This is a genomic window from Nonomuraea sp. NPDC050643 (assembly GCF_040654715.1).
GTDB lineage: Bacteria > Actinomycetota > Actinomycetes > Streptosporangiales > Streptosporangiaceae > Nonomuraea.
The window spans coordinates 457,787-482,744 of sequence record NZ_JBFAIM010000001.1 but is presented as its reverse complement, the minus strand read 5'-3'; the positions used below and the strand labels follow the sequence as shown (position 1 = coordinate 482,744).

The window sequence follows — 24,958 nt, the reverse complement described above, 5'->3', positions numbered from 1 at the left end:
GTGCCCGGCCCTTATCACGCTAAGCCTCCGGCTTGCAGGTGACTTGCGGTCAAGTGGTGGGCGGAGGCCGCTGTCCGCCGGCGGGGCCGGGCACACCGGCATAACGGTACGGCACCGGCTGCCGCCCCGGTTGCACGATGAGGAGCGTGCCAGGGGTCTCGGCGTAGAAGGCGGATTCGACCGCGGCGGCCACGTCCTCGGCCGACAGGAGCGGGAAGCCCGCGTTGACGAACATCTCCCGTGCCTCGGCCACGAGCGGGGTGTCGGTGAAGCCGGGGCAGACCGCGCCGATCCGGATGTTCTTGGCCGCCAGCGGCTCGGCCAGCGCCCTGACCAGGCCGACGACGGCGTGCTTGGTCATCGTGTACACCGGGTCGCCGGCGAAGGCCACGAGCCCGGCCAGCGACGAGGTGACCACGATCGCGCCGCCTCCCGAGCGGGCGAGCAGCGGGACGCCGGCCCGGACGCCGAAGACGACACCGTCCACGTTCACCCCGACCACCTGCCGGTAGCGGTCCAGGTCGAAGTCCTCCAGGTCCACCCGCCCGGAGATGCCGGCGTTGAGATGCATCAGGTCGAGCCGCCCGTAGCGCTGCTCGGCCAGCGCCACGGCCTCCAGCGAGGCCTCCTCGGTGCTGACGTCGGCGGCCACCCAGGCGCCGTCCACCTCCTTGGCCAGCCGTTCGGCGCCCTCGGCGTCACGGTCGACGAGAACGCATTTCACGCCACCCGCCGACAGGCGGCGCGCCACGGCGGCACCGATGCCGCTCGCCGCTCCGGTGATCAGTGCAACTGTGCTCATGGCGCTCCTTGCGGGCAGGTCTGGCCGTTCAGGACTGGTCGCGGTGTTCGGGGCCGGTAGGGCGTCGGGGACGGGGGTTCACGGATGGGGGTTCAGGGCTGGTCGAGCATGCGGTGCGCGCGGGTGATCAGGGTGGGCACGGCGGACCCGATGCGATCGAATCCCTCTCCAACGGTCTTACCCTGCCGGAAGCGGGCGTGAATACCCTCCACGATGACCGCGAGCTTGAAGTTGCCGAAGGCCACGTAGAACCCGAGGTCCGCGATGTCCCGCCCGGACACCTTGCCGTAGTGGGCGGCGAACTCGGCCGCGTTCATGAACCCGGGCGCCACCGTCACGTCGCCCGCCACCGGGATCCCCGCCCGCTCCTCGTCGCCGCGATCATGCCAGTAGGTCAGCGTCAGCCCCAGGTCGGCCAGCGGGTCGCCGAGCGTGGACATCTCCCAGTCCACCACGGCCCTGATCTCCAGGTCCCCGAGCCGGATGAGCGTGTTGTCCAGCCGGTAGTCGCCGTGCACCAGCGTGCTGTCCGACCCGGCGGGCAGCCGTGCGCGCAGGCGCTCCACGAGCCGGTCGTACGCGGGCAGGTCGGCGGTCTTCGAGCGCTCCCACTGCTGGCACCACCGGTCGAGCTGCCTGGCCAGGTAGCCCTCCGGCCGGCCGAAGTCCCCGAGCCCGACCTCGCGGTAGTCCACGGCGTGGATGGCGGCCAGCACCTCGGCCAGCCGCTCCGACAGCCGCCGCGTCTGGCCGGGCGTCGGGTCGCCGAGTTGCTCCCTCGTCCGTACGGCGGCGCCGTCCACGTACGCCATCAGGTAGAACGGCGCGCCGATCACGTCCTCGTCGGCGCAGAAGGCGACCGGTTCCGGCACCGGCACCGGCGTCGGCGCCAGCGCGGAGATGACCCGCCACTCGCGCCGCATGTCGTGGGCGGTGGGCAGCACGTGGCCGAGCGGCGGCCGGCGCAGCACCACCCGGCGCTCCCCGGCCTCGACCAGATAGGTCAGATTCGACCGGCCGCCCGCGATCAGCGAGACGGTGAGGGGCTCACCGGCGTCGGGCACGTTCCTGCCCATCCACTCGGTCAGGCGGGCGTGATCGATGCCAGGTACGGTCATGAACACACATTAGAACGCCACTCGGGCCCGAACGCGAGCTGCCAGTTATGTAACGTTCCGGACCTGCGTAGATGAGCATCGGGCCTGATCCTTTACCCTGGCTCTACACGTCTGCCCGCATCCTGGACAGCGAGTGGCATGCCGTCAGTAGGAGCCCATGCGCGTCACCCTTGCCCTCCCGCGTGAACTGGGAGACTCCGAAGTGAGCCGATGGCGGGCTCTGCAGGAAGCGGACGCCGCCTTCGACAACCCCTTCCTGTCGCCAGAGTTCACCATCACGGTGGGCGAACTCCGAGATGTGGTGAGAGTCGCCGTCATCCATGACGGCCCCGACATCGTGGGATTCTTCCCCTTCGAGCGCCATCCCATGGGCATCGGCAAGCCGGTGGCCGCCGGGCTGACCGACGCTCAGGGGCTGGTCCACGCCAAAGACCTCGACCTCGATCCGACACGGCTGATCAAGGCGTGCGGGCTGGCGGTCTACGAGTTCGACCATCTGGTGTCCGGCCAGCCGATGCTCAACGAGCGCCACGAGCGGCACCCGTCGCCGATCATCGACCTGCGCGAAGGCTACGAGCGCTACACCGAGACGCTGAGGCAGCACTCCGGCAAGACGTACAAGACCACGCTGGCCAAGTCGCGCAAGCTGGAGCGCGAGGCCGGGCCGCTGCGCCACGACTACGCGTGCACCGACCTGGAGCCGCTGCACACGCTGCTGGGCTGGAAGACCGACCAATACCGCCGCACCGGCCGTACCGACCGGTTCTCGCACAAATGGATCGTGGAGCTGGTCGAGCGGCTGCTGGCCACCCAGTCGGAAACCTTCGCCGGGGTGCTGGACATGGTCTACGTGAACGGCGAGCCGATGGCGGGGCATTTCGGGCTGCGTACACGGACGACGCTCGTCGGCTGGTTCCCCGCCTACGACACCCGCTTCGCCAAATACTCCCCCGGCCTCATCCACCATCTGGCGATGGCCGAGCGCGCGGCCGAGGCCGGCATCCAGGTGATCGACATGGGCCGGGGCCAGAAGGAGTACAAGGACAAGCTCAAGACCGGCGAGCTCGAGGTGGCCGAGGGCCGCGTGGCCAGGACCGGCCCGGCGGCTGCGGCGCACTGGGTGATGCGGGTGCCGGTGCGCAAAACACGCGCAACGGTGATGGCCAACCCATTGCTCCTGAAAACCGCTGACAAGGCATTGAAAACCTACGGGCGACTCCGTACTGTCCTACAAGGGTGAAGCTCATCGCAGAGCGCACAGGTCGTCACGTTCTGTCGCTCCCCTCCAACCGCCTCGGGCTCTATCTGGCGCTGCGTCACTGGTGCGTGCCCGGGCAACGGCTCCTCATGTCGCCCATCTCGGCCGACGAGATCCTCTTCCTCGTGCTGGCCGCCGGGCTGCGCCCGGTGATCGCGCCGCTGTCCCCGCGCGACGGCAACATCGACGCCACCCGGGTCGATCTCGGCACGGTCGACGCGGTCCTGACCACGAACCTGTACGGCCTGCCCGACGACGTCTCCGCCTTCGCCGGAAAGGTCCTCGTCGAGGACGTGGCGCACGCCATGGAGACCGACGTCGGCGGCCGGCCCTTGGGGACGTTCGGCCAGGCGGGCGTGTTCAGCCTCTCCAAGCACCCGGGGGCGGGGTCGGGCGGCGTGCTGGCCGTCGAGCACGCATCCGACCTGGAGGCCCTGACCGCCGCCCGCGACGACCTGCTGGCCCGCGGCTCGGTGTGGGCCGACACGATGAGCGTGGCCACCTCCATGGTCCGGCAGGCGGCGCTCAAGTTCGACCTGGTCCGCCCCGCGCTCAAGCTGGCCCGCGCGCTCGGCCTCCAGGAGGAGCGCGAGGGCTTCCGGATCGCCCTCGACCCCGACGGGCTGGAGTCGGCGCTCAAGCACGTCCCCGCGCTGCCGCCCTTCGACCCCTGGGTACGCGCCGACCTGCACCGCTACCGCGCCCGCCGGGGCCGCCTGGCCCACTGGTACCAGGGCAGGCGGGTGGCCAAGGTCCCCGGTGAGCGGGCGCGCCGGCTGGCTGGCGTGCAGCGCCTGGCCGAGCTGCCCACGGTCGCGCCGGCCGTGCTCGACGACCTGTCCCGCCCGCTGTTCCGGGTGCCGCTCCTCGTCCGCGACCGCGACGCGGCCATCGCCGAGCTGGAGCGGCACGGGGTCGCCACGGGCTACCTGTACGACCCCCCGTACGACGACTACGCCCCCGCCTTCACCGAGCACTCCCCCGACCCCGCCCCGGCCCGCTGGTGGGCGCGGCACGTGCTCCCGGTCGACCCGATGTACACCGCCCGCTCCCTCCCCATCCTGCGCCGCCTAGAGCCTCCTACGCCGCTTCCCTGATCAGCCCGGCCAGGATGCGGCAGCCACGCCTGACGTCGGCGAGCGAGGCGGAGCCGTAGCCGATCACCAGGCCGTGCAGGCGCAGGTCGCCGTGGTGGTGGCGGGCGGTGGAGTCGAGCAGGACACCGCGCTCCTTGGCCCGTTCCACCACGGCGGGCACCACGGCCGCGGGCAGCTCGGCCAGCACGTGCAGCCCGGCCGTGTCACCGTGCAGGCGGCAGACGGGGCCGAGGAGCTCGACGACGGCGGCGCGGCGGCGCGCGTATTCCAGGCGCATCCTGCGCAGGTGCCGGTCGAGGTCGCCGCGTTCGAGGAGGGTGGCCACGGCGTGCTGCACGGGGCCGCTGGTGCGGTCGGCCACGGCGCGGCGCAGCCCGGCGATCCTGCTCACCAGCTCGGGGTCGCCGACCAGCCAGCCCACGCCCACGTCGGGGGCGAGGATCTTGGACAGCGTGCCGAGCAGCACCACCCGGGAGGGGTCGAGGCCGTAGAGGGCGGGCAGCGGGGCCACGTCGTAGCGGAACTCGGCGTCGTAGTCGTCCTCCACGATCGTCGCGCCCGCGTTCCTGGCCCAGGCCAGCAGCCGCTCCCTGCGCGGGATCGGCAGCCGCCCGCCCAGGGGGTACTGGTGGGCGGGGGTGGTGTAGAGCACGCGCAGGTCGCCGGGCAGGGCGTCCACGATCACGCCGTCCTCGTCGACCGGGCACGGCACGACGTCGGCGCCCCTGGCCGCGAACACCGTGCGGGCCACGTGGTAGCCGGGGTCCTCGACGCCGACCCGGGCGCCGGGGCCGAGCAGGGCCAGCGCGCACAGGTCGAGCCCGTTGCCGGTGCCCCTGGTGACCAGGATGTTCTCCGGGCCGACGGCCATGCCCCTGGCCCGCCTCAGGTGGTCGGCGAGCAGCTCTCTGAGCCGGGGCAGCCCGTACGGGTCGGGCGCGTCGCCCGGCGGCAGGTCGCCGGCCCTGCGCCAGGCCCGCTTCCAGGCCGCCTTGTCGTAGTCGCGCACCCAGGGCTCGCCCGCCGTCAGGTTGATCCCGTCGGCCGGGGGCGGCGGCGGGGCCGGCACGTACGGGCTCTCCCCGGGTGGCCTGGGCGCCGCCTCCATGTCGGCCACGAACGTGCCGGAGCCGTGCCGCCCGTCCAGCCACCCCTCCGCGTAGAGCTGCTGGTACGCCTCCGTCACCACGGTCCGGCTCACCGCGAGCTGGGCCGCCAGCGCCCGGGTGGACGGCAGCCGCTCGCCCGGCGCCAGCGTGGCGTCCAGCATGGCGCGCCGCAGCCAGCCGGCGAGCTGCGTGGTGAGCGGCTCGGCCGAGTCACGCGAGAGGGAAACGGGCAGGTCAACATGGGTACGCACAGAAGTGGTCTCTACGAAGGCGCCGATAGTGGCCCTTCAGGATAGGTCCACTTCGTCGTTACGGTCGAATCATGCTCTCCACCACTCCCCGGACCACGCTGGGCCGCGAGAAGCAGCGCGGCAGCACGGACAGGAACGACCTCTACGAGGTGCTCGACACCGGCCTCATCTGCCACCTGGGCGTGGTGGTGAACGGCCATCCCATGGTCGTGCCCACCGGCTACGGGCGCGTCGGCGAGACCCTCTACCTGCACGGCTCCACGGGCGCCACGTCGCTGCGGGCGGGCGGCGGCGGCGAGGTCTGCGTCACGGTCACGCACCTCGACGGCATCGTGCTGGCCCGCTCGATCTTCAACCACTCCGTCAACTACCGCTCGGCGGTCATCTACGGCCGCGCCCGGCTGGTGACGGACCCCGAGGAGCGCATGGAGGGCCTGCGGGCCCTGTCGGAGCAGCTCGCCCCCGGCCAGTGGGACTACGTCAGGCAGCCCTCCCGCAAGGAACTGGCCGCCACGTCCGTGCTGGCCCTGTCGCTGGAGGAGGCGTCGGTCAAGATCCGGCGCGGCGGGCCGAAGGACGAGGAGGAGGACTACGCGCTGCCGATCTGGGCGGGCGTGCTGCCGCTGGTCACGTCATGGGGCGAGCCCGAGCGGGATTCGGTGCTCCCAGAAGGTATCGATACGCCTGTTCACATCCTCCATCGGGAGTAGTTCCATAATTCCGGAACCACCTGGAAAACCCATCTCCTTGATCACACGTCTCATCAGGTGGGCCGGCTCCTGATGGGAGAGGCATATGGAGTGGAGTGCTCCCGGTTACACGGAGATCAAGCCGCTCGGCGTGGGCGCCAGCGGGCGGGTCGCGCTGGCCGTGCACGACGAGACCGGTGTCAGGGTCGCGATCAAATATCTGTCCGAGGACCTGCGGAACGATCCTTCCGCCCTGGCCAGGTTCCAGTCGGAGGCGCGGCTGCTGACCACGCTGCGCGATCCGAACATCGCCACGTTGTGGGAGTACATCCAGGACGCCGGTGGCGCGGCCATCGTGATGGAGCTGGTCAACGGCGTCTCGCTGCGGGCGCTCATGCGCGAGCACGGGGCGACCGAGCCGGAGGCGGCGCTGGTCGTGCTGAAGGGCTCGCTGCTGGGCCTGGCGCGGGCGCACGGGATCGGCCTGGTCCACCGGGACTACAAGCCGGAGAACGTGCTCGTCCGTGACGACGGGATCAGCAAGCTCGTCGACTTCGGCATCGCGGTGCGGCAGGGCACGATCTCGCACCCCGAGGGGACGCCGCCGTACATGGCGCCCGAGCTGTGGGAGGGGCTGCCGGCCTCGCCCTCGACCGACGTGTACGCGGCCACGGCCGTCTTCTTCGAGTGCCTGACCGGGCACCGGCCGTACCGGTCGACGGAGCCGAGCGTGCTCGGCTACCAGCACGTGCACGCCCCCGTGCCCTTCCACGACGCGCCGGAGCCGGTGCGCGAGCTGATCCGGCGCGGGCTGGCCAAGGACCCCGCCCTCCGGCCGCCGAGCGCGCCGGCCTTCGTGGAGGAACTGGAGGCGGCGGCGAGAGCGGCGTACGGGGAGGACTGGGAGGAGCGGGGCAGGCGGCGGCTGGCCGCGCTGGTGGCCCTGCTCGCGCTCCTGTGGCCGATGCCGGAGTCGGCGCCGCCCGAGGTGACCACGTCGCTGGCCAGGACGGTGTTCCGCGGCATGCGCTCGAACGTGCGCCGCGTGGCCATGGGCGGCGCGCTCGCCGCGGCGGCGGCCGTCGCGGTGGTGGTCGTGCTGGCCAACCGGCAACCGCCGGCCGAGCAGCCGATCGGCGCGGCCGCGGCCGTGCCCCCGACCGAGGTCACCCAGCCGGCCTCCGGCCCGCCCACCGTTCCCGAGACCGAGCCGGAGTCGCTCCCCGAGACCGAACCGGAAACCGAGCCCGAGACCGAGCCCCAGATCACGCCGCAGGTCGAGCCGCAGAGCTCGCCGGAGGCGAAACCCACGGAGCCGGCCGCCACGAGGCCCACCCGCACCCGAACCGCCCCGCCGACCAGGCCCACGACAAGACCCGCGACAAGACCCGCAACGACACCCGCCACCACGCCCGCCACGACGCCCGCCACCACGCTGACGCCGACCGAGGACCCGCCCACCACGGAGGACCCGTCGCCACCGCCCACCACGGTGCTCGGCGTGAACGTCGGCGCGATCACCGTCGACGGCACGGTCGCCCGCAGCACGGTCACGTTCGGCACCAGCGGCACCGGCGCCGTCACCGCCACCGCGCGCTGGACCGCGCCCGGCACGAACGGCCGCGTCGAACGCGTGACCCTGAGCGGCTCCCGCTCCTACACCCGCGCGCTGAGCTGGTCGATGGGCGAGCGCCCGTGCGGCGGCGCGGTCCGGCTGACCGTCACCACCTCCCCCGCGGCGCCCGGCGGCGCCAGGTCGGCGACCCTGCCCGTGCCCGCCTGCCCGACCAGGGTGACCGGGCTGCGCGTCGGCCTCTCCCTGCCCGCCGCGCCCAGCGGCACCGCCACCGCCCGGGTCAGGGTGGTCGCCACCGGCACCGCGGAGATCCCGGTCACGGCCCGCTTCGCGATCAACGGCGACCCGGTCGCCACCCGCACCGCGACCCTGCGCGGCCGGACCTCCTACGTCGAGACGTTCAGCCACACCTTCAAGGAGCGCCCGTGCGGGTCCACGCTGTCGGTGCAGGTCACCGCGGGCGGCAGGACGGCCACGGACCGCACCTCGGCGCCCTGCCCGCCGCAGGTGCGCTCGGTGCGGATCGGCGAGGTCCGCGTGGGGAACGGCATCAGCGCGCCGGTCACGGTGACCACGGCCAACACCCAGCCGGTACGCCTCACCGTCCGGCTCTCGGTCGGCGAGGGATCGGACACCCAGTCGGTCACCCTGTCCGGCGACACCTCCTACAGCCAGACCTTCACCTACCGGGCGGAGCTGCCCTGCGGCACGAGCTGGTCCGTGACGGCCGCCACCGACCCGGCGGCGGCCAACGGCGGCGACAGCGCCAGCGGGACCACGCCCAAGTGCGAGCCCGAGGACGTGCCCACGAAGGACACGCCCAACCCCGAGTCCAGCCCTGACACGCCTGGCACCGTGGAGTGACAATTCTGACTTCTCCCCACATCAGTAGCCGGAAAGTATGTGTCACTGGTTAAGCTACGGACCGTTTGATGAGGGTGGGGGCCCAAGCAACTCCAGAGGAGACCGTTATGCACGGTGATGGGCAGTGGGGGGTCCCCGGCTACACCGAGGTGCGCGAGCTCGGTGCGGGAGCCGCCGGTCGTGTCGTGCTGGCCACACGCGACTACGACGGCGCCGAGGTGGCCATCAAATACCTCAGTGACGAGCTGAGAGCGGACGTCGGGTTCGTCGCCCGGTTCCGGCACGAGGCCCGGTTACTGGGCACGCTGCAGAGCGCGTTCCACGCCCGGCTGATCGACTACGTCGAGACCGGCTACGGCGCGGCGATCATCATGGAGCTCATCAACGGGGTGTCGCTGCGCGAGATCCTCAGGTCGGAGGGCCCCACCGGCCCTGAGGCGGCGCTGACCGTGCTCAAGGGCTCGCTGCGGGGTCTGGCCTCGGCGCACGCGATCGGGGTCGTGCACCGCGACTTCAAGCCCGAGAACGTCATGGTCCAGAGCGACGGCACCAGCAAGCTGGTGGACTTCGGCATCGCGGTCCGGGCCGGGGAGGACGCGAGCGCCGCGGGGACGCCGCCGTACATGGCGCCCGAGCAGTGGTCGGGCACGCCGGCCGGGCCCGCGACCGACGTGTACGCGGCCACCGTCGTGTTCTTCGAGTGCCTGACGGGCACGCGCCCCTATCGCGCGCCCAACATCGTGGCCCTGGCCCGCCAGCACCAGAGCGCCCCGCCGCCGGTCGAGGAGGTCCCCCCGGCGCTGCGGGGCCTGGTCGAGCGCGGCCTGGCCAAGGACCCGGCCGAGCGCCCGCCGTCGGCGGAGGCGTTCCTGACCGAGCTCGAGGCCGTCGCGACCGAGGCGTACGGGGAGGACTGGGAGGAGCGCGGGCGCCGCCGCCTGGCCGCCCTCGCGGGCCTGCTCGTGCTGCTGTTCCCGAGTCCGCTCGACGAGCCGGCCGAGACGCAGACCGCGCTCACCGAGACCCACTTCGACGAGCCGCCGGGCCTGCTCAGCAAGCTGCCCGCCAAGCTCGCCATCGGCGGCGTGGCCGTGGGCGTGCTGGTCGCCGCCGTCGTGATCTTCGCCAACACCGGCGCCGAGGACCCGGTGCTGCAGGCGCAGACCAGCCAGGTCACCCCCACCACCGACGAACCCGCCACGCCCGAGCCGATCGAGACCGACGAGCCGGACGAGGAGCCGACGGCCGGCCCCGAGGAGACCACGCCGGAGCCGACGGTCACGACGAGCGAGACGCCGCCGCCCGCCCAGCCCACGACCGCCCAGCCCACGAAGACGACGAAGACGCCCAAGCCCACGCCCACCCGGGTCAGGACGACGCCGCCCCGGACCAGGAAGCCCACGCCGACCGGCACCCCCTCGCCGTCGGCCGACCCCGAGACGAGCGGGAAGGTCGGCGACCCCGAGGGCGACACCCCTCAGTCGACGGCCGCCCCCACGCAGACGAGCACGACGCCCGACCCCATCCCCAGCGGGCCCACCGGCTCGCCCACCCGGGGCGGCGAGCCCACGGGGGGTGAGCCCACCGGTGGCGAGCCGACCGTGGGAGAGCCGACGGGCGGGGAGCCCACCGGCGGCGAACCGACGGGTGGGGAGCCCAGCGGGGAGCCGACGCCGGACAAGCCGCCGCAGCTCGAGAGCGCCGGCGAGGCCAAAGCCGCACTGGTGGCGCTCGGCCTGGTGACGTCGGGCGCCGTACCGGTCACACTTGCGGTGAAACGCCGCATGGCGGGACGCCACAGAAGGAAGCGCTAGACGCGCCGGGGGGCAACGGCGGATGAACAACCCTGGAAACGGTATCGCCGGATTCCGGCTCACCGAGCACACCTGGATGACCGAACTCGGCAACTGGATCGACGCCATCTCGCCCGACGGCCGCAGGGCCGGCGCGCTGCTGTTCGATCCCAAGATCATCGGCCTGCCCGGCGTACGCGACCGCGTGGTCCACACCGTCATGACCGACCAGCGGCTCGTGCTGGCCGGGCTGAGCGGGCTGATCCCCGTGGCGGACGTGGTCGCGGCGGGCGACCAGGTGTGGCTGCTCACCGCGCAGGCGGTCAAGCCCACCCTGTCCGACCTCATGGCCGCCGGGCCCGTCGACCCCGGCGGGGCGGCGTCGCTGCTGGTGGAGACCGCCCAGACGCTGCTCACGCTGCACGCGTCCGGGGTCACGCACGGCTCGGTGCACCCCGGCACGGTGGTGATCACCGCCGAGGGCGCCGCGCTGCTGTCGGAACGCGGCCTGTCCGACGCCATCCGTGGCCGGGTCTCGCCGCGTGAGCGCGACGCGGCCGGCTGGGGGTCGCTGGCGCGCGGGCTGGCGGCCTCCTTCGGGCAGAGCGCGCCGCAGGCGGCCGCGCTGTTCGAGCGGGCCGCCGTCGCGGCCAGCACCCTGGGCCTGGCCGCCGCGCGGGACACGCTGGTCAACGAGCGGGGGGTGCTGCCCGGCGGGCGGATCAGCAGGGACGGGCTGGCGCGGGCGGCCCGGGGGCGTTCGGCGTTCGCGCAGGCTCCGGCGTACGCGCAGGCGCCGGTCGCGGTGCCCAGGGACGAGGGCGACATCGTGACGCTCCTGCACGTGCCCGGCCGGTCGGCGGGGCCGGTGCAGTTCGGGCCCGGGGTGGGCACGCAGACGCAGCGTCCCGAGACGCCGGCCGAGCGGATCTGGCGCTCCGGGCGCGAGGAGACGTCCACGGTGCACCGCCCCGACCGGCGGGCGGGCAGGGCCTCGCGGGCGCGGCGGCGGCGTACGATCCTGTCCAGCGCGGTCTTCGCGGTCATCATGGCGGGGGCGATCCTGGCCTGGTTCAAGCTGAGTGACGCACCTGAGCTGGCGGTCAAGTCGATCAACGTGGTGGCGCCGAAGAAGACCCAGGGGTGCGGCAGCGCCGTGGTGATCACGGGCACGGTCGTCACCAACGGGGAGGCCGGGGAGATCACGTACGAGTGGCGCAAGAACCTGGACAAGGACATCGTCAAGGGGACGCTGCGGACGCGGGCCGACCAGACGTCGTACCAGGTGCCGCTGCGGTGGACGCTGCAGGGCAAGAGCAACGTCAAGGCCACGGCCACGCTCCGTGTCCTGACCCCGGGGCCGGTGCGCACCGACAAGGCGAGCTTCACGTACAAGTGCTGATCTTCGTCCGGCAATGCATATCAAAGCGGTTCTTACTAATCTGGCGGCATGACCACGCAGACCCCCGCGGGCTGGTACCCGGACCCCTACGGTGAGCCCAGGCTCCGCTGGTGGGACGGCAACCAGTGGACGGACGCCACCCACGCCCAGGAGCAGGGGCCCGGCCGGCCCCAGCCGGCCTCCGGACCACAGCCACAGCCTCAATCGCAGCCACAACCCCAGCCGCAGCCCCAGTCCCAGCCGCAGGGCCAGCCGCAGGGCCAGCCGCAGCCCCAGCCGCAGGGCCCCGACTGGTCGGTCACGCCGGCGAATCCGACGCTGCAGTTCGGCCAGCCGACCTACGGCCAGTCCGCCTACGGCCAGCCCGCCCCGCCCACCCAGCCGTGGAGTGGTGCGCCGTCGTCCGGGCCCGGTTACGGGCCGCCGCCCAAGCAGGGCAATCCGCTGCCCTGGGTGTTCGGCGGGCTGGCGGCGCTGGTGGTGGTCGCGCTGATCGTGGTGGCCGCCATCTTCTTCGTCAACCGGAACACCTCCCTCGTGGCGGATCCGATCCCGACGGAGACGTTCGACCGGCCCTCGCAGGAGCCGTCCCAGGAGCCGCCCACGCAGGAGCCGCTGCCCAGTCAGGGCGCCGAGTTCCCCCAGCCGTCGGGCGACCGCCTCACCGACCCGCGCGCCGGCGTCTCCTTCCAGGTGCCCGGCGACTGGACCGTGCCCCAGCCCGACACGGTCAACAACGGCAACCCGGCCTCGCAGCAGTGGTCGGCCGCGGTGACGGCCGTCTCGCAGGAGGACTACGAGGACCAGAACGACTGGATCGGCAACGTCTACACGGGCGTGCTCAGCGAGCTCTACCCCTACTCCGGCGCCGCGTCGGGCCTGGGCGAGACGGCCAAGTCCGTGTTCGTGGACTTCACCACCCGCTACTACGCGATAGCGCACGAGAGCAAGGTCGTCGAGGACAAGGCGATGAAGGTCGGCGACAAGGACGCGTGGGTGTTGCGGTTCGAACTCGACTTCACCAAGGTCTCGGAGGAGAAGGGCTACAAGTGGAAGAAGGAGAACGGCGCGATCGTGCTCATAGATCGTGGTGAGGGCCAGAGCCCGGCCATCGTCTACGTCTCCGTTCCCGACAATCTGGGCACCGACGTGGTCAGCCAGGTTCTGAGCTCGCTCAAGCCCGCCTGACGGGTGGCACTAGGCTGGTGGGGTAACAAGCGGGCGGATCGCTCCGAGCCGCTGGGCGAGGAGATCTCATGAGTGACTTGCTGGTCTGGATCGACTGCGAGATGACCGGGCTCGACCTGGGTCGTGACGCGCTCGTCGAGGTGGCGTGCGTCATCACCGACAGCGAGCTCAATCAGCTGGACGAGGGTGTCGATGTGGTCATCAAGCCGCCGCCCGAGTCGCTGGAGCAGATGTCGCAGGTCGTGCGTGAGATGCACACGTCCTCCGGGCTGCTGCCCGAGCTGGCCGGTGGCGTGACGCTGGCGGAGGCGGAGTCGCTCGTGCTCGACTACATCCGCCGCCACGTGCCCGAGCCGAAGAAGGCGCCGCTGTGCGGCAACTCGATCGGCACGGATCGCACGTTCCTCGCGCGCGACATGCCCGGGGTGGACTCCTATTTGCACTACCGGATGATCGACGTCTCGTCGATCAAGGAGTTGGTGCGCCGCTGGTATCCGCGGGTCTACTTCGCCGCACCGGAGAAACAGGGCGGACACCGGGCTCTGGCGGACATCACGGAGAGCATCAGGGAGCTTCGCTACTACCGCGCCGCGATCTTCGTGGCCCAGCCGGGGCCCGATTCGGCGACCGCCAGAGCACTCGCCGAGCGTGTCAGCGGCTAAAGGAGTGGCGTAAAGACTCCCGAACCCCGCTACACTTTTCCTGTGCCGCCACACAGCGGGCGGCCATGGTGGGTGTAGCTCAGTTGGCAGAGCGCCAGGTTGTGGTCCTGGATGTCGAGGGTTCAAGTCCCTTCACTCACCCCAGTGCGAACGGCCGGTCCTTCGGGACCGGCCGTTGTCGTTTTCTCACGGGCAACGGCCCCAAAGCATGACATTGCGGGTTATGCTCGCTGTCTACCGCTAACGCCGGATGCGCGGGGGCCTCGGCGATCTGACCGTCTGCGCGCCCCCGGAGGCCGGATGAGAGTCGACGACGCAGCGTTCGAGAGCGTGTTCACGTCCCTGAGCAAACGCGAAGCCGAGGTCATGGACCTGATCGCCACAGGTCAGTCCAACGGGCAGATCGCGCAACGACTGTTCCTCAGCGAGAAGACGGTCAAGAACCACGTCAACCGGATCTACGCCAAGCTGGGCGTCGACTCCCGGGTGACGGCCATCGGGCTGTGGTTGTCCCGGCAGGAGTAGCCACCACGGGTACGTCGATCTCACCCGCCGCAGGGGACGGACGGGCCCTTTCCCATGCCCCGCCGATGAGACGGACACCTGCCTCGGACGCAGGTCCTCTCACCTGCCCCGCCGCTGGAACGGGCGGGGCTTTCGCATGCCCGGCGGGGACGCGCGTCAGCCCGGCTTGATGCGGCGGCCGGTCAGGCGGAAGGGGACGATCTTGAGGTACTGCTCGCGTTCGCCGCCCGCCCACGGCTCGACCCCGGTGGCCGCCGCCTCGGCGCGTTCGTCCTCCGTGACGTGGTGCAGCGAGCCCTGGACGAGCACGCTCCACCCGCCGCGCTCCGGCTCGTCGATCCGGTCCACCTCGAACGCCACCATGTACTCGACGTCCCGCGTCCCCGTCCGCAGGTCCTCGTCGGTGCTGCCGCCGTGCTGGGTGCGGAAGACGATGGCCCCGTCGCTGACGCGGAAGTTCACCGGCAGCACGGTGAGCCCGAAGCGGCCCTCGAAGCCGATCCTGCCGACGCCGCCCGGCTCGAGCAGGCGCAGGCACTCGTCCTCGTCCAGCGACTGCGGCAGAGGGCGGGCGGCGGCCCCCGTGGGGGTCTCGGCCGCCTCGCCGAGCAGCTCCGCCACGGTGCTGCCGAGGGCTTCGGCGAGCCTGGCGAGCACCTCGCGTATCGGCGGCCCCGGCTCGCCCTCGAGGAAGGCGACGTAGCCGGCCGGCACGCCCGAGCGCCGGGCCAGGTCCTCGCGCGAGAGGCCCAGCGCGTCGCGTCGCCGTGCGATCCGGCGGCCAAGGCTTTCGAGTGTGGTCACTTGCTGAGACATGCGGCGGTCTCCTCCCCTCGGGTCACGGTAACCGTGATCGGCCCCGCGGGCCGGACATGCGACTTTCCGGGCGCTTCCCGGCAAGGTGGTTTAAGAGATGCTGGCGGTGCCATAGGCATCCATGACGTCATTGAGGGGGAAGGACTCTGTCATGGTGCATAGACCGCGGGTCGTCGTCGTGGGTGCGGGTTTCGCCGGGCTGAACGCCACGCGTGAGCTCGCCAAGGCCGGCGCGCTGGTGACGATCGTCGACCGCAACCCCTACTCGACCTTCCAGCCCCTGCTCTACCAGGTGGCCAGCGCCGGGATGGGCACGGCCGACGTGTCCTACCCGAACCGCACGTTCGCCGCCCGATGGCCGAACGTCCGGGCGCGGCAGGCCGCGCTGAGCAAGGTGCTGCCGCAGGAGCGGCGGGTGGAGTTCGAGGACGGGACCGCGCTCGACTACGACTACCTGGTCATCGCGACCGGGGTCACCACCAACTGGCTCGACGTGGCGGGGGCGCGGGAGAACGCGCTGCCGATCTACTCGCTCGGCGACGCGGTCATCCTGCGGCGGCGGCTGCTGCAGTACTTGGAGGACACCGCGATGGGGCGGCGTGAGAGCACCCACGTCGTGGTGGTGGGCGCCGGGGCGACCGGGGTCGAGATGGCGGGCACGCTGGCCGAGCTGCGGCGGCGCACGCTTCCGCTGACGCATCCCGAGATCCGGCCCGACCAGACGAGCGTGACGCTGGTGGAGCGGTTCGACTTCGTGCTGGCCCCCTACAAGGCGCGGCTACGCGACTCGGCCGCCGCGGCGCTGCGCAAGAGAGGGGTGCACCTGCGGCTGGGCTCCACGGTGGCGGCCGTCGAGCCCGACGCGGTGGTACTGAAGGACGGCACGCGGCTGCCGAGCGACCTGACCGTGTGGGCGCTCGGGGTCACCGCTCCCCCGGAGGTGCAGACCTGGGGACTGCCGCAGGGCAAGGGCGGGCGGGTCTCGCTCACCGAGTCACTGAACGTCCCCGACCACCCCGAGATCTTCGTCGCCGGCGACCTGTCGGGGCCGCCCGCGCCGCTGCCCCAGCTCGCCCAGCCGGCGATCCAGATGGGCCGGCACGTGGGCCGGCAGATCATCGCGGCGGCCCAGGGGCGGCCGTTGCAGCCGTTCTCGTACCGGGATCCGGGGATCATGGCCACCGTGGGCAAGGCGCAGGCCGTGCTGCAACTGCCCAGCGGGCTCACGATGCACGGCCTGCCCGCCTGGCTGGTCTGGATCTTCATCCACGTCGCTTACCTGCTGGGCGGGCGCAACCGGGCCAGCGTCCTGCTCAACTTCTTCTGGCGCTACTTCGGCCCACGGCGCAGCGCCTCGAGCGTCACGCAGTAAGGGCGGCCGCCAGGGCCGCCAGGCCCTGGTCGAGGTCGGGCTCGGGGATGTTCAGGGCCGGGCGCAGGCGTACGGACCTGGGCCCGCAGGGCAGCATCAGGACGCCGTGCTCCTCCCTGAGCCTGCTCACCAGCGCGTCACGGGCGGCCTGGTCCGGCAGGTCGAACGCGCACATCAGACCGCGGCCCCGGACGTTCGCCATGGACTCCGGGCGCTCGGCCTCCAGCTTGGTGAGGCGTTCGAGCAGCACGTTGCCCACGGTGGCGGCCCGCGCGATCAGCCCGTCACGCTCGATGATCTCCAGGAGGCCGCGGCTGCGCACCATGTCGACCAGGCCACCGCCCCACGTGGAGTTGATCCGGCCGCTCTGCTGGAACACGTTGTCGGGCACCTGGTCCACCCTGTGGCCCGCCATGATCCCGCCCACCTGGACCTTCTTGGCGAACGCCACCACGTCGGGAGCCAGCCCGAGCTGCTGGTAGGCCCACGGCGTCCCGGTCGTGCCCCCGCCCGTCTGCACTTCGTCAAGGATGAACAGGGCGTCGTTCTCGTGGCACAGGTGCTGCATGGCCTGAAGGAACTGGGGCCTCATGTGGTTGTCGCCGCCCTCTCCTTGGATGGGCTCGGCGATGAAGCAGGCGATGTCGTGCGGGTGGCGCTCGAACGCGGCCCTGGCCTGGGCCAGCGCGCGCTCCTCGGCCGCCTCGACGTCGCCGAAGTGGATGGCGGGCACGTCGATGCGCGGCCAGCCGAACGTGGGGAAGCGGTCGGTCTTGCCGGGCTCGGTGTTGGTCAGGCTCAGTGTGTAGCCGCTGCGGCCGTGGAAGGCCCTGGTCAGGTGGAGGACCTTGGTGCCCAGGTCGCGTGAGCGGCCGGCGGCCTCGTTGCGGCGGCTCTTCCAGTCGAAGGCGGTCTTGAGCGCGTTCTCGACGGCCAGGGCGCCGCCCTCGACGAAGAACAGGTGCGGCAGCTCCGGATCGCCCAGCACGCGGGCGAAGGTGTCGACGAAGTCGGCCAGGTGCTCGGTGTAGATGTCGGGGTTCGCCGGTTTGTTGCGGGCGACCTGGCCGAGCAACTGGGTGAAGTCGGGGTCGAAGGGCGGGTTCACACCGAGCGGGGCCGAGGCGAAGAAGGTGTAGAAGTCGAGGTATCGGCGACCGTTTCGGGCGTCGACCAGCCAGGATCCGCGGCTGAGCTCGAGATCGAGCACGATGCGGTAGCCGTCGACGAGCAGGTGGCGGGCAAGGCGGGCGTGTACGTCCATGGCGCCTCCACAGCGGTGACATTCCTCTTGAGAAATGCGGTCATCTACCTAAAATTTACGGCACCGAGGTCGGTGGAGTGAAGTTCTTCACGCGCAGTGCGAGGGCGATCATGGCGATGCCGTACAGGATGGCGAAGAAGGCGATCAGCCAGACGACGCTGAGCAGGCCCGCGCCCGGCCAGATGAGCAGCAGGATGCCGAAGATCACCGACAGGACCCCGCCGGCGATGAACATCCACTCGTTGTCGATCTGCTTACGGAGCTGGATGCCCGCCGCGACCTCCGCCACGCCGGTGAGGATGGCCCAGAAGGCGACGATGAACAGCAGGGCCAGGGACGTGATGCCCGGCCAGACGAGTGCCACGATGCCGGCCAGGATGCCGATGATCCCGGAGATGAGCAGCCAGGCCCGTGACCTGGCCCCGTGCCGGAGCCCGGCTATCAGCGAGAAGATCCCGCTGACCAGGGCGTACGCGCCGAAGAAGATCACCAGCACGAGCACGGTGAGCCCCGGCCAGATGAGCGCCAGAATGCCGAAGACGATGGCCGCGATGCCGCGAATGAGCAGCGGCCACCACGATCGTGAGATGTCCCCCATGCTGATCTGCCTTTCCGGGACGTGCCCGGAAACAGACCAGCACGGGGTCAAATGTCGGTGACCCGCGCCCCTGCGGCGGCGGCGGCCGCGTCACCGACAGGCGTCACCACGCTTCACCCATGGGAGTAGACGACGATGGAGACCGCGATGTACTGCACCAGGTAGGCGGCGATGGTGAAGGCGTGGAAGACCTCGTGGAAGCCGAACCAGCCGGGCGAGGGGTCGGGGCGGCGCAGGCCGTAGACGACGGCTCCGGCGGAGTAGAAGACCCCGCCGACGGCCACCAGCACCACGGCGGCCACGCCCGCGCCCTCGAGCAACTGCGGCATCACGAAGATCGCCGTCCAGCCCAGCGCGAGATAGAGCACGGTGTAGAGCCAGCGCGGCGCGTTCATCCACAGCACCCGGAACAGCACACCGGCCAGCGCCCCGCTCCAGATCACGGAGAGCACCGCCACCCGCGGCACGCCGTCGAGGGCCAGCAACGCGAACGGGGTGTAGGTGCCCGCGATGATCAGATAGATGTTCGCATGGTCGATCCGGCGCAGGAACTCCGCCAGCTTCGGGCCGAGCTCACCGCGGTGATAGGTGGCCGAGATGCCGAACAGCAACGCCGAGGTGATGGCGTAAATGGTGGAGGCGAGACGCGCCTGCAAAGTCGGGCCGAGCGCCACGAGCACGAACCCGGCGATCAAGGTCACGGGCAGCGCTCCAGTGTGCAACCAGCCACGCAGCCTGGGCTTTACGGTGATGGTCGTCATGAAACCTACGGTACCGTAGGTTAGAGCCCTTTAAGGAAGCGGGCCGCTATGGGAACGGCCACACTCCGGCCCGATCCCCCGTGCCGCACGAAGACGCAGAAGGCCAGGTCGTCCTGGTATCCGATGAACCACGCGTGCGAAGTGGCGTCCGGCACCTCGGCCGTCCCGGTCTTGCCCGACACCCCCTCCGGGAGCCCCGCGTCGCTGGCCGTGCCGTAGTCCACCACGGCCGCCATCATGTCCCGCAGCGAGGCCACGATCCCGTCGTCCATGCGGACGTCCTCGTGCGGCCGCCCGTCGATGCGCAGCACCTGCTCCTTCGACAGCAGCCGCGGCGAGCGCCACGTGCCGCTCTCCACGGCGGCGGCCAGCGCCGCCATGCACAGCGGGGTGGCGACGACCTCGCCCTGGCCGATGACGTCCGCGCCGAAGACGTTGAGGTCCGCGGTCTCCGGCACGGTGCCGCAGGTGCCGCCGATGCCGGTCGCGATGGGCCGGCCGAAGCCCCACTCGTCCGCCGTGCGCCGCAGGTCGTCCACGGTGATCCTGGTCGTCGCCTGCTCGGCGAAGGAGGTGTTGCAGGAGTGGGCGAAGGCGTCGGTGAAGCTGACCACCCCGCGGTCCGCCTCGCCGTCGTTGGTGAAGGAGCGGTGGAACGGGATCGTGTACGAACCGGGGCACCCCACCTCGGCCGCCGGGTCGAGCCCGTTCCTGAGCAGCGCCGCCGCCGTGATCACCTTGAAGGTGGAGCCGGGCGGGAAGACGTCGCGGACGGCGCTGAAGCCGTCCTGGAGCCGGTCGGCCAGCGCGAGGATCTCGCCGGTGCTCGGCCTGATGACGATGATCGTGGAGTCGTCCACCCCGTCGAGCGCCCGCGCGGCCGCCGCCTGCACCGGACGCGACAGCGTGGTCCGCTCGATGTTCGCCTCGGGCCGGCGGGTCAGCAACTGCCTGTCGGGCTGCCCCGGCACCTTGGACACCAGCGCCCAGCCATGGTTGGCCTGCTCGAACTCGGGCTTGAGCGGGTTGAGATACGCCTCGGCGTAGCTGTCGTTCGGGATCCGGTCGCCCTCGCTGGTGACCAGCTCGGCCGCCGACGAGACGATCTCGCCCAGTTCCAGCGTGCCGCCGTCCTTGAGCAGCGGGTGCAGCGTCTCGGGCGCCCACAGCACCTTCCAGGCCCGATCCCGTACGCCCAGCCGCAACGTGCTGTCGAACGGCCACGCCCCGAACTCGGTGAGCTGCCGCACCCCCGCGAACGGCACCTCGGCGGCCTGCTCCCCCGTGCTCTTCAGCGGCCCCGGCGTGAGCTGGAGGGACTCGACGTGCAACTCGTCGCTGAGCCGGCGATGCCGTACGGCGAAGTCGGGCGGAGGCCGGTACACCAGCCGCTCCATGGCCGACACGTTGCCCTTGCCCCAGGCGTCGAAGTACGCGGCGGCCGTCTGGGCGGCGCTCCCCTTGACCCCGCTGGACGCCATGAACGCGAAGGCACCGGCCCCGACTACCGCGACAACGGCGATAGCGAGCACAATCAGCCTTCGTCGTCGCATACCGTGTTCTCCCAGGAGGGGATCAGACGTGGCTCGTGGACAGCGGGAACCGATGCCTGGCCTGTATCCGGTGACGTTCGGCGAGATCGAACTGCTCCGGGACCTGGACAGGCTGGACGGCTGGGTGCTGTCCAAAGATGGCGTACCTCAGTCGTACGTAGATCTTCAAGACCCGACATTTCTGGAATTTGAGTATGTACGACTCATGGCGGATGTGATCGACCTTTTGCCAGAAGGGCCGCTGAGCTGCGTACATGTCGGTGGCGGGGCCTGCACGATCCCCCGCTACGTCGCCGCCAGCCGCCCCGGCTCCCGGCACATCGTCATCGAGCCCGACGGCCTGCTGGTCAACCTCGTACGCGAGCAGCTCGACCTGCGCTCGGTGCCCCGGCTCAAGGTCATCATCGACGGCGGCCGCGAGGGCACGACCAAGGTGTGGGACGCCACGGCGGACCTGGTGGTCCTCGACGCGTTCACGGGCGCCACGATGCCCGTGGAGCTGGCGACGGCCGAGTACATGGGCGACATCGCGCGGATCCTGCGCCCCGACGGCACCCTGCTGATCAACATGGCCGACGGCAAGGGCCTGGCCTTCGCCAAGCGCCTGCTGGCCACGGTGACGGGCGCGTTCCGGTGCGTGGCGCTGCTGGCGGAGCCGGGCATCATGCGCGGGCGCCGTTTCGGCAACCTGATCGTGGCGGCCTCCCGTACGGAGCTGCCGGTGGAGCTGCTGACGAGACGGGCGGCCGGCGGGCTGACGCAGGCCCGCTGCGTGCACGGGGAGGCGCTGACGAACTTCGTCGCCGGGGCGGCCCCCATCAGGGACGGCGACCCCGTCCTGGCCCCGGTCCCGCCCCCGGCCGTCTTCGGCTGACGCCGGACGCGGCGGGCCCGAGTGCGGGCCCGCCCCCAAACCCGAGTGCGAGCCCGCCGCCAGGCCCTCGCCTTGGTCAGGCGAAGCCGGCCGGGCGCAGGATGAACGCGGTGGTGTCGTCTTCGGGGGTCTGCACCGGCAGCCCGATCCCGGACAGCGCCTGCGCGATGACGTCTCGGTCGCCGCTCCACTGCAGCGCCAGCTCTTCCACCAGGTCACCGCAGGCGTCGAAGCTCCTGGTGTGCTGCTGGGTGGTCCAGAAGACGGCCTTGGCCGGCCGGCCCGCCTCGGTGGTCTCGTACACGTGCTGCCAGCCGCCCGAGGCGGTGGGCCAGAGGTCGGGCTCGGCCAGGTAGCCGTGACCGGCGAGGGCGTCGAACGCCTCGACGATGCGGCACAGGTCGGAACGGCGGTCGGTGGCCAGGCAGGTCACGACCCCCTCCTCCGGCTCGTTGAGGCCGTGGACGGCGGCGAAGAGCTTCTCCATCGCGGCGTCGGCCTGCTCGGCCAGCTCCTCGTGGTCCAGGTCGAGGAGGGCGTCGTCGTCGCGCTCCGACTGGCCGGGCACGGCGATCACGAGGCCCTCCTTGGCGAAGAGCGACTGGATCCGCGAGGGCAGCCCGCCCCGCCACGACAGGGGGAGGTCCTTGACGAGCACGCCGTCGGGGTCGAAGTGCTCCGTGGCGGCCGAGGCGCACAGCAGGCCGCTGGTGCCGGTGTCGGTGGCGAAGCGCTCGGGGCCGACGATCTGCCAGCCCTCCTCCTCCAGCCGGCCGAGCGCCCGTTCGTAGCCGTCGCGCTGCGGGCCCGCGGGCGGGGTGACGCGCTCGGACAGCGCGTCGGCGACCTCCGCGCGGCGCTGGGCGAGGAAGGCGCGGGTCTCGGCGATGAGGTCGCGCTCCATCAGGGTGTCCAGCACCATCGACCACCAGGCCTCGGCGTCGCCGAAGGCGTCGGGGTCGAGCTCGCGCAGCTCGCGCCAGAGCTGCTCGGTGTAGATGCGGCCGTCCTCGGCGGACTCGCCGTTCAGCGCCTGCTGGCGGAGCCTGAGCCGGTGCAGGAACGCCACGAACGTGGCCAGGGAGCCGTTGACCTGCTCGGCCTGCGGCTCGCCGTCGAGCGAGAGCAGGCCGATGACGCCGCTGCGGATGTCGAGGAAGTAGCGCATCTCGGCGCCTCCCGACGTGCCGCCGAGCATGAGGACGTCGACGTCGCCGTCACCGGTCTTGAACACCACGACGGAGCCGGGGCGCGGATCGTCGTCGACGAGGAGGGTGAAGGCCAGGTCGGCGCGTACCGGTAACCCGACCTCGCACAGGATCCGCGCGTCCTGTGCGGACAGCCCCATCTCGTGGGACTGCTCGGCGTCCATCAGCAGCAGACCCTCTTCGCCGAACGCCTCGGCCATCTCTTCGTGCGAGATCACGATGCAGCACCTTGTGTCGTTGCGATCAAGATCCCCTAAGCGTAGGGGACTTCGCCGCCGGACAAGACGGCTTCCGCTAGCGCCAAAAAAGTGATATCAATTTGCTAGCAAGATGGAATCACAGAGAGGGTCGGACGATGACTGACACATCAGGCGGGATCGCGGTCGAGGGGACCGTCGTGGAGATGCCGGCGCCGCGCACGAGCGAGCACCCGGTGCGGGCGTCCAACGGGTTCGTGATGGCGACGGTGGCGACGGTGCTGGTGCTGGCCGGCATCGCGCTGCTCATCGTGGGGATCGGCATGCTCGCCTCGGACGCCGGGCAAGGCGCCTGGTGGCTGGTCCTGGTGACCAGCCTGATGATCCTCGCCGGCATCACGATGTTCTTCGGCCTCACGGCCGTGGCGCCCGGCGAGGCCAGGGTCGTCCAGCTCCTCGGCCGCTACGTGGGCACCCTGCGCACCCCCGGCTTCCAGTGGGTCAACCCGATCACGCTGCGCCGGCGGGTCTCCACCAGGATCCGCAACCACGAGACGGACGTGACGAAGGTCAACGACGCCGACGGCAACCCCATCCAGATCGCGACCGTGGTGGTCTGGCAGGTGCGCGACACCGCGCAGGCGGTCTTCGAGGTGGACGACTTCGTGGAGTTCGTGGCCATACAGGCCGAGACGGCCGTGCGGCACATCGCGGGCAGCTACCCCTACGACGCCCACGGCGAGCCCCGGCTCTCGCTGCGGGACAACGCCGACGAGATCAACGAGCGGCTGTCGACGGAGATCGCGGCCAGGGTCGCCTCGGCCGGCGTCAAGGTCATCGAGTCGCGCATCATCCACCTGGCGTACGCGCCGGAGATCGCCCACGCGATGCTGCGCCGCCAGCAGGCCGGCGCCGTCGTGGCCGCCCGGCAGCGGATCGTCGAGGGGGCGGTCGGCATGGTCGAGATGGCCCTGGCCAGGCTCGCCGAGCACGACGTGGTCGAGCTCGACGAGGAGCGCAAGGCCGCCATGGTCAGCAACCTGCTCGTCGTGCTGGTCGGCGACCGAGACACCCAGCCGGTCGTCAACACCGGCACGCTCTACCAGTAATCGTCGTGGAGCGGAAGAAGATCCTTCTACGGCTCGACCCGGTGGTCCACGACGCGCTGGCCCGATGGGCGTCCGACGAGCTGCGCAGCACGAACTCGCAGATCGAGTTCCTGTTGCGCAGGGCGCTCTCAGAGGCCGGGCGGCTGCCCGACAACGTGGCCCGCATGCGGCCCCGCGGCCGGCCCCGGAAGGACGACCAGGACGAGGAGGAGAGCACAGATGGAGACACCGGTGAAACAAGCTGAGTCGCTGACCAGGTCGGCCTTCCTGCTGGCCTTCGACCTGCGCAAGAACAGGCTCGCCCAGCGGGGCGAGCTGGGCTACCTCGTCCGCGCGGCGGCCCTGTCGGAGCTCCTGCTGGCCGGCTGCCTGGCCGACGACTCGGGCAAGGCGCGGGCGGTCACCGCCCCCGTCCGCCCCGGGCGTCTGCAGACGGCCGTGTGGGAGCAGATCGCGGGCTCGCCGCCCCGCGCGTGGCGGCACTGGATCGGCAAGGAGCACGCCAAGTCCTTCCGCCTCGTACGCGACGAGCTGGCGGCGGCCCGGCTGATCCGGGTCGAACAGCGGCGGATCCTGCTGCTCTTCCCGATCCAGCGGATCGAGCCGCGCATGCCCTACCTGTCGCGCCGGCTCGCCGAGCGGGTCGGGCAGGCGACGCACGGCGGGCGGCCCGTCGAGCGGCTCGACCGGGACGTCCGCGTCCTGGCGGCGCTGGCCGCGGCGGCCCGGCTCAGGACCGTCGCCGGCACCCCGCGACGAGAACGCAAGGAACGGATCCAGCGGTTGTCCGGGCCCGTCGAGCCCATCGCCACCGCGCTGCGCAAGAGCATCGACGCGGCGCGGAGCTCGTACGCGGACGGCGGTTGACCCCG

Annotated in this window: 23 protein-coding genes and 1 tRNA gene; 15 read left to right on the top strand and 9 right to left on the bottom strand. The window is 71.4% G+C overall.

Going from position 1 to position 24,958, the window contains the following annotated elements; translation table 11 throughout:
* Positions 1-49: 49 nt before the first annotated feature.
* Entirely contained in the window at positions 50-802 is a 753-nt protein-coding gene (locus AB0I15_RS02205; RefSeq protein ID WP_358088717.1) for an SDR family oxidoreductase, read from the bottom strand.
* Between the two features lie 92 nt (positions 803-894).
* The gene (locus AB0I15_RS02200; protein ID WP_358088715.1) at positions 895-1,920 is read right to left on the bottom strand and encodes a phosphotransferase family protein; all 1,026 of its coding nucleotides are present in this window, start codon (positions 1,918-1,920) and stop codon (positions 895-897) included.
* A gap of 157 nt (positions 1,921-2,077) precedes the next feature.
* Between AB0I15_RS02200 and AB0I15_RS02195 the strand changes: the two genes are divergently transcribed.
* Positions 2,078-3,160 (top strand): GNAT family N-acetyltransferase, encoded by a 1,083-nt coding sequence (locus AB0I15_RS02195; protein WP_358088712.1) that lies wholly within the window; start codon positions 2,078-2,080, stop codon positions 3,158-3,160.
* Positions 3,157-4,275, top strand: a complete 1,119-nt coding sequence (locus tag AB0I15_RS02190; protein ID WP_358088709.1) for a DegT/DnrJ/EryC1/StrS family aminotransferase — start codon at positions 3,157-3,159, stop codon at positions 4,273-4,275. The genes AB0I15_RS02195 and AB0I15_RS02190 overlap by 4 nt, the downstream gene beginning before the upstream one ends.
* On the opposite strand, the gene AB0I15_RS02185 is transcribed toward AB0I15_RS02190, so the two are convergent.
* A complete protein-coding gene (locus AB0I15_RS02185) occupies positions 4,259-5,635 on the bottom strand; it encodes a PLP-dependent aminotransferase family protein (RefSeq protein WP_358088706.1) in 1,377 nt (458 codons plus the stop codon). The genes AB0I15_RS02190 and AB0I15_RS02185 overlap by 17 nt on opposite strands.
* Before the next feature lie 71 nt (positions 5,636-5,706).
* On the opposite strand from AB0I15_RS02185, the gene AB0I15_RS02180 reads away from it, so the two are divergent.
* The 8 genes from AB0I15_RS02180 (at position 5,707) to AB0I15_RS02145 (ending at position 14,334) form a co-directional block, all read left to right on the top strand.
* Positions 5,707-6,345 (top strand): pyridoxamine 5'-phosphate oxidase family protein, encoded by a 639-nt coding sequence (locus AB0I15_RS02180; RefSeq protein ID WP_358088703.1) that lies wholly within the window; start codon positions 5,707-5,709, stop codon positions 6,343-6,345.
* 85 nt (positions 6,346-6,430) lie between these two features.
* Positions 6,431-8,764, top strand: coding sequence for a protein kinase (locus AB0I15_RS02175; protein ID WP_358088700.1), 2,334 nt, complete (start codon positions 6,431-6,433; stop codon positions 8,762-8,764).
* A gap of 107 nt (positions 8,765-8,871) precedes the next feature.
* Positions 8,872-10,578 (top strand): protein kinase, encoded by a 1,707-nt coding sequence (locus AB0I15_RS02170; protein ID WP_358088697.1) that lies wholly within the window; start codon positions 8,872-8,874, stop codon positions 10,576-10,578.
* A 22-nt stretch (positions 10,579-10,600) separates the two neighbouring features.
* Positions 10,601-11,959 carry a hypothetical protein gene (locus tag AB0I15_RS02165; RefSeq protein ID WP_358088694.1) on the top strand — a complete coding sequence of 453 codons (1,359 nt, stop codon included), beginning with the start codon at positions 10,601-10,603 and terminating at the stop codon, positions 11,957-11,959.
* A gap of 48 nt (positions 11,960-12,007) precedes the next feature.
* Positions 12,008-13,147: a DUF2510 domain-containing protein gene (locus tag AB0I15_RS02160; protein WP_358088691.1), complete on the top strand. Its 1,140-nt coding sequence runs from the start codon at positions 12,008-12,010 to the stop codon at positions 13,145-13,147.
* A gap of 68 nt (positions 13,148-13,215) precedes the next feature.
* The gene (gene orn / locus AB0I15_RS02155; RefSeq protein ID WP_358088688.1) at positions 13,216-13,809 is read left to right on the top strand and encodes an oligoribonuclease; all 594 of its coding nucleotides are present in this window, start codon (positions 13,216-13,218) and stop codon (positions 13,807-13,809) included.
* A 68-nt stretch (positions 13,810-13,877) separates the two neighbouring features.
* A tRNA-His gene (locus AB0I15_RS02150) sits at positions 13,878-13,953 on the top strand.
* A gap of 156 nt (positions 13,954-14,109) precedes the next feature.
* Complete coding sequence (locus AB0I15_RS02145; RefSeq protein WP_347699805.1) at positions 14,110-14,334, top strand: helix-turn-helix transcriptional regulator; 225 nt, start codon at positions 14,110-14,112, stop codon at positions 14,332-14,334.
* A 156-nt stretch (positions 14,335-14,490) separates the two neighbouring features.
* Here the strand turns inward: AB0I15_RS02145 and AB0I15_RS02140 are convergent, their stop codons facing one another.
* Positions 14,491-15,150 (bottom strand): pyridoxamine 5'-phosphate oxidase family protein, encoded by a 660-nt coding sequence (locus AB0I15_RS02140; protein ID WP_358088685.1) that lies wholly within the window; start codon positions 15,148-15,150, stop codon positions 14,491-14,493.
* 151 nt (positions 15,151-15,301) lie between these two features.
* On the opposite strand from AB0I15_RS02140, the gene AB0I15_RS02135 reads away from it, so the two are divergent.
* On the top strand, positions 15,302-16,522 hold the full coding sequence (locus tag AB0I15_RS02135) for an NAD(P)/FAD-dependent oxidoreductase (protein ID WP_358088682.1): 1,221 nt from the start codon (positions 15,302-15,304) through the stop codon (positions 16,520-16,522).
* Here AB0I15_RS02135 and lat read toward each other — a convergent pair.
* The 4 genes from lat to AB0I15_RS02115 form a co-directional block, all read right to left on the bottom strand.
* Positions 16,512-17,786 carry an L-lysine 6-transaminase gene (gene lat, locus AB0I15_RS02130; RefSeq protein ID WP_358088679.1) on the bottom strand — a complete coding sequence of 425 codons (1,275 nt, stop codon included), beginning with the start codon at positions 17,784-17,786 and terminating at the stop codon, positions 16,512-16,514. The two genes, AB0I15_RS02135 and lat, sit on opposite strands and share 11 nt — an antisense overlap.
* Before the next feature lie 55 nt (positions 17,787-17,841).
* The gene (locus AB0I15_RS02125) at positions 17,842-18,384 is read right to left on the bottom strand and encodes an HdeD family acid-resistance protein (RefSeq protein ID WP_358088676.1); all 543 of its coding nucleotides are present in this window, start codon (positions 18,382-18,384) and stop codon (positions 17,842-17,844) included.
* A gap of 113 nt (positions 18,385-18,497) precedes the next feature.
* The gene (locus tag AB0I15_RS02120; RefSeq protein ID WP_358088674.1) at positions 18,498-19,145 is read right to left on the bottom strand and encodes a hemolysin III family protein; all 648 of its coding nucleotides are present in this window, start codon (positions 19,143-19,145) and stop codon (positions 18,498-18,500) included.
* A 20-nt stretch (positions 19,146-19,165) separates the two neighbouring features.
* The gene (locus AB0I15_RS02115; protein ID WP_358088671.1) at positions 19,166-20,626 is read right to left on the bottom strand and encodes a penicillin-binding transpeptidase domain-containing protein; all 1,461 of its coding nucleotides are present in this window, start codon (positions 20,624-20,626) and stop codon (positions 19,166-19,168) included.
* Between the two features lie 124 nt (positions 20,627-20,750).
* Here AB0I15_RS02115 and AB0I15_RS02110 point away from each other — a divergent pair, with 124 nt between their 5' ends.
* The gene (locus tag AB0I15_RS02110; RefSeq protein ID WP_358088668.1) at positions 20,751-21,572 is read left to right on the top strand and encodes a fused MFS/spermidine synthase; all 822 of its coding nucleotides are present in this window, start codon (positions 20,751-20,753) and stop codon (positions 21,570-21,572) included.
* A gap of 76 nt (positions 21,573-21,648) precedes the next feature.
* On the opposite strand, the gene AB0I15_RS02105 is transcribed toward AB0I15_RS02110, so the two are convergent.
* Positions 21,649-22,998 (bottom strand): SUKH-4 family immunity protein, encoded by a 1,350-nt coding sequence (locus tag AB0I15_RS02105; protein ID WP_358088665.1) that lies wholly within the window; start codon positions 22,996-22,998, stop codon positions 21,649-21,651.
* 137 nt (positions 22,999-23,135) lie between these two features.
* On the opposite strand from AB0I15_RS02105, the gene AB0I15_RS02100 reads away from it, so the two are divergent.
* From AB0I15_RS02100 to AB0I15_RS02090, 3 genes are read left to right on the top strand one after another with little or no spacing between them, the layout of a single operon-like run.
* Positions 23,136-24,086, top strand: a complete 951-nt coding sequence (locus AB0I15_RS02100) for an SPFH domain-containing protein (protein ID WP_358088662.1) — start codon at positions 23,136-23,138, stop codon at positions 24,084-24,086.
* The gene (locus AB0I15_RS02095; protein ID WP_358088767.1) at positions 24,086-24,331 is read left to right on the top strand and encodes a hypothetical protein; all 246 of its coding nucleotides are present in this window, start codon (positions 24,086-24,088) and stop codon (positions 24,329-24,331) included. Before AB0I15_RS02100 ends, AB0I15_RS02095 begins: the two co-directional genes overlap by 1 nt.
* A complete protein-coding gene (locus tag AB0I15_RS02090; protein WP_358088659.1) occupies positions 24,318-24,953 on the top strand; it encodes a GPP34 family phosphoprotein in 636 nt (211 codons plus the stop codon). The genes AB0I15_RS02095 and AB0I15_RS02090 overlap by 14 nt, the downstream gene beginning before the upstream one ends.
* Positions 24,954-24,958: the final 5 nt, after the last annotated feature.

Bases quoted from the DNA above. Each gene is read 5' to 3' on its own strand.
- AB0I15_RS02205 (WP_358088717.1), bottom strand. From the start codon at position 802: ATGAGCACAGTTGCACTGATCACCGGAGCGGCGAGCGGCATCGGTGCC.
- AB0I15_RS02200 (WP_358088715.1), bottom strand. From the start codon at position 1,920: ATGACCGTACCTGGCATCGATCACGCCCGCCTGACCGAGTGGATGGGC.
- AB0I15_RS02195 (WP_358088712.1), top strand. From the start codon at position 2,078: ATGCGCGTCACCCTTGCCCTCCCGCGTGAACTGGGAGACTCCGAAGTG.
- AB0I15_RS02180 (WP_358088703.1), top strand. From the start codon at position 5,707: ATGCTCTCCACCACTCCCCGGACCACGCTGGGCCGCGAGAAGCAGCGC.
- AB0I15_RS02175 (WP_358088700.1), top strand. From the start codon at position 6,431: ATGGAGTGGAGTGCTCCCGGTTACACGGAGATCAAGCCGCTCGGCGTG.
- AB0I15_RS02170 (WP_358088697.1), top strand. From the start codon at position 8,872: ATGCACGGTGATGGGCAGTGGGGGGTCCCCGGCTACACCGAGGTGCGC.
- AB0I15_RS02165 (WP_358088694.1), top strand. From the start codon at position 10,601: ATGAACAACCCTGGAAACGGTATCGCCGGATTCCGGCTCACCGAGCAC.
- AB0I15_RS02160 (WP_358088691.1), top strand. From the start codon at position 12,008: ATGACCACGCAGACCCCCGCGGGCTGGTACCCGGACCCCTACGGTGAG.
- orn (WP_358088688.1), top strand. From the start codon at position 13,216: ATGAGTGACTTGCTGGTCTGGATCGACTGCGAGATGACCGGGCTCGAC.
- AB0I15_RS02145 (WP_347699805.1), top strand. From the start codon at position 14,110: ATGAGAGTCGACGACGCAGCGTTCGAGAGCGTGTTCACGTCCCTGAGC.
- AB0I15_RS02140 (WP_358088685.1), bottom strand. From the start codon at position 15,150: ATGTCTCAGCAAGTGACCACACTCGAAAGCCTTGGCCGCCGGATCGCA.
- AB0I15_RS02135 (WP_358088682.1), top strand. From the start codon at position 15,302: ATGGTGCATAGACCGCGGGTCGTCGTCGTGGGTGCGGGTTTCGCCGGG.
- lat (WP_358088679.1), bottom strand. From the start codon at position 17,786: ATGGACGTACACGCCCGCCTTGCCCGCCACCTGCTCGTCGACGGCTAC.
- AB0I15_RS02125 (WP_358088676.1), bottom strand. From the start codon at position 18,384: ATGGGGGACATCTCACGATCGTGGTGGCCGCTGCTCATTCGCGGCATC.
- AB0I15_RS02120 (WP_358088674.1), bottom strand. From the start codon at position 19,145: ATGACGACCATCACCGTAAAGCCCAGGCTGCGTGGCTGGTTGCACACT.
- AB0I15_RS02115 (WP_358088671.1), bottom strand. From the start codon at position 20,626: ATGGCGTCCAGCGGGGTCAAGGGGAGCGCCGCCCAGACGGCCGCCGCG.
- AB0I15_RS02110 (WP_358088668.1), top strand. From the start codon at position 20,751: ATGCCTGGCCTGTATCCGGTGACGTTCGGCGAGATCGAACTGCTCCGG.
- AB0I15_RS02100 (WP_358088662.1), top strand. From the start codon at position 23,136: ATGACTGACACATCAGGCGGGATCGCGGTCGAGGGGACCGTCGTGGAG.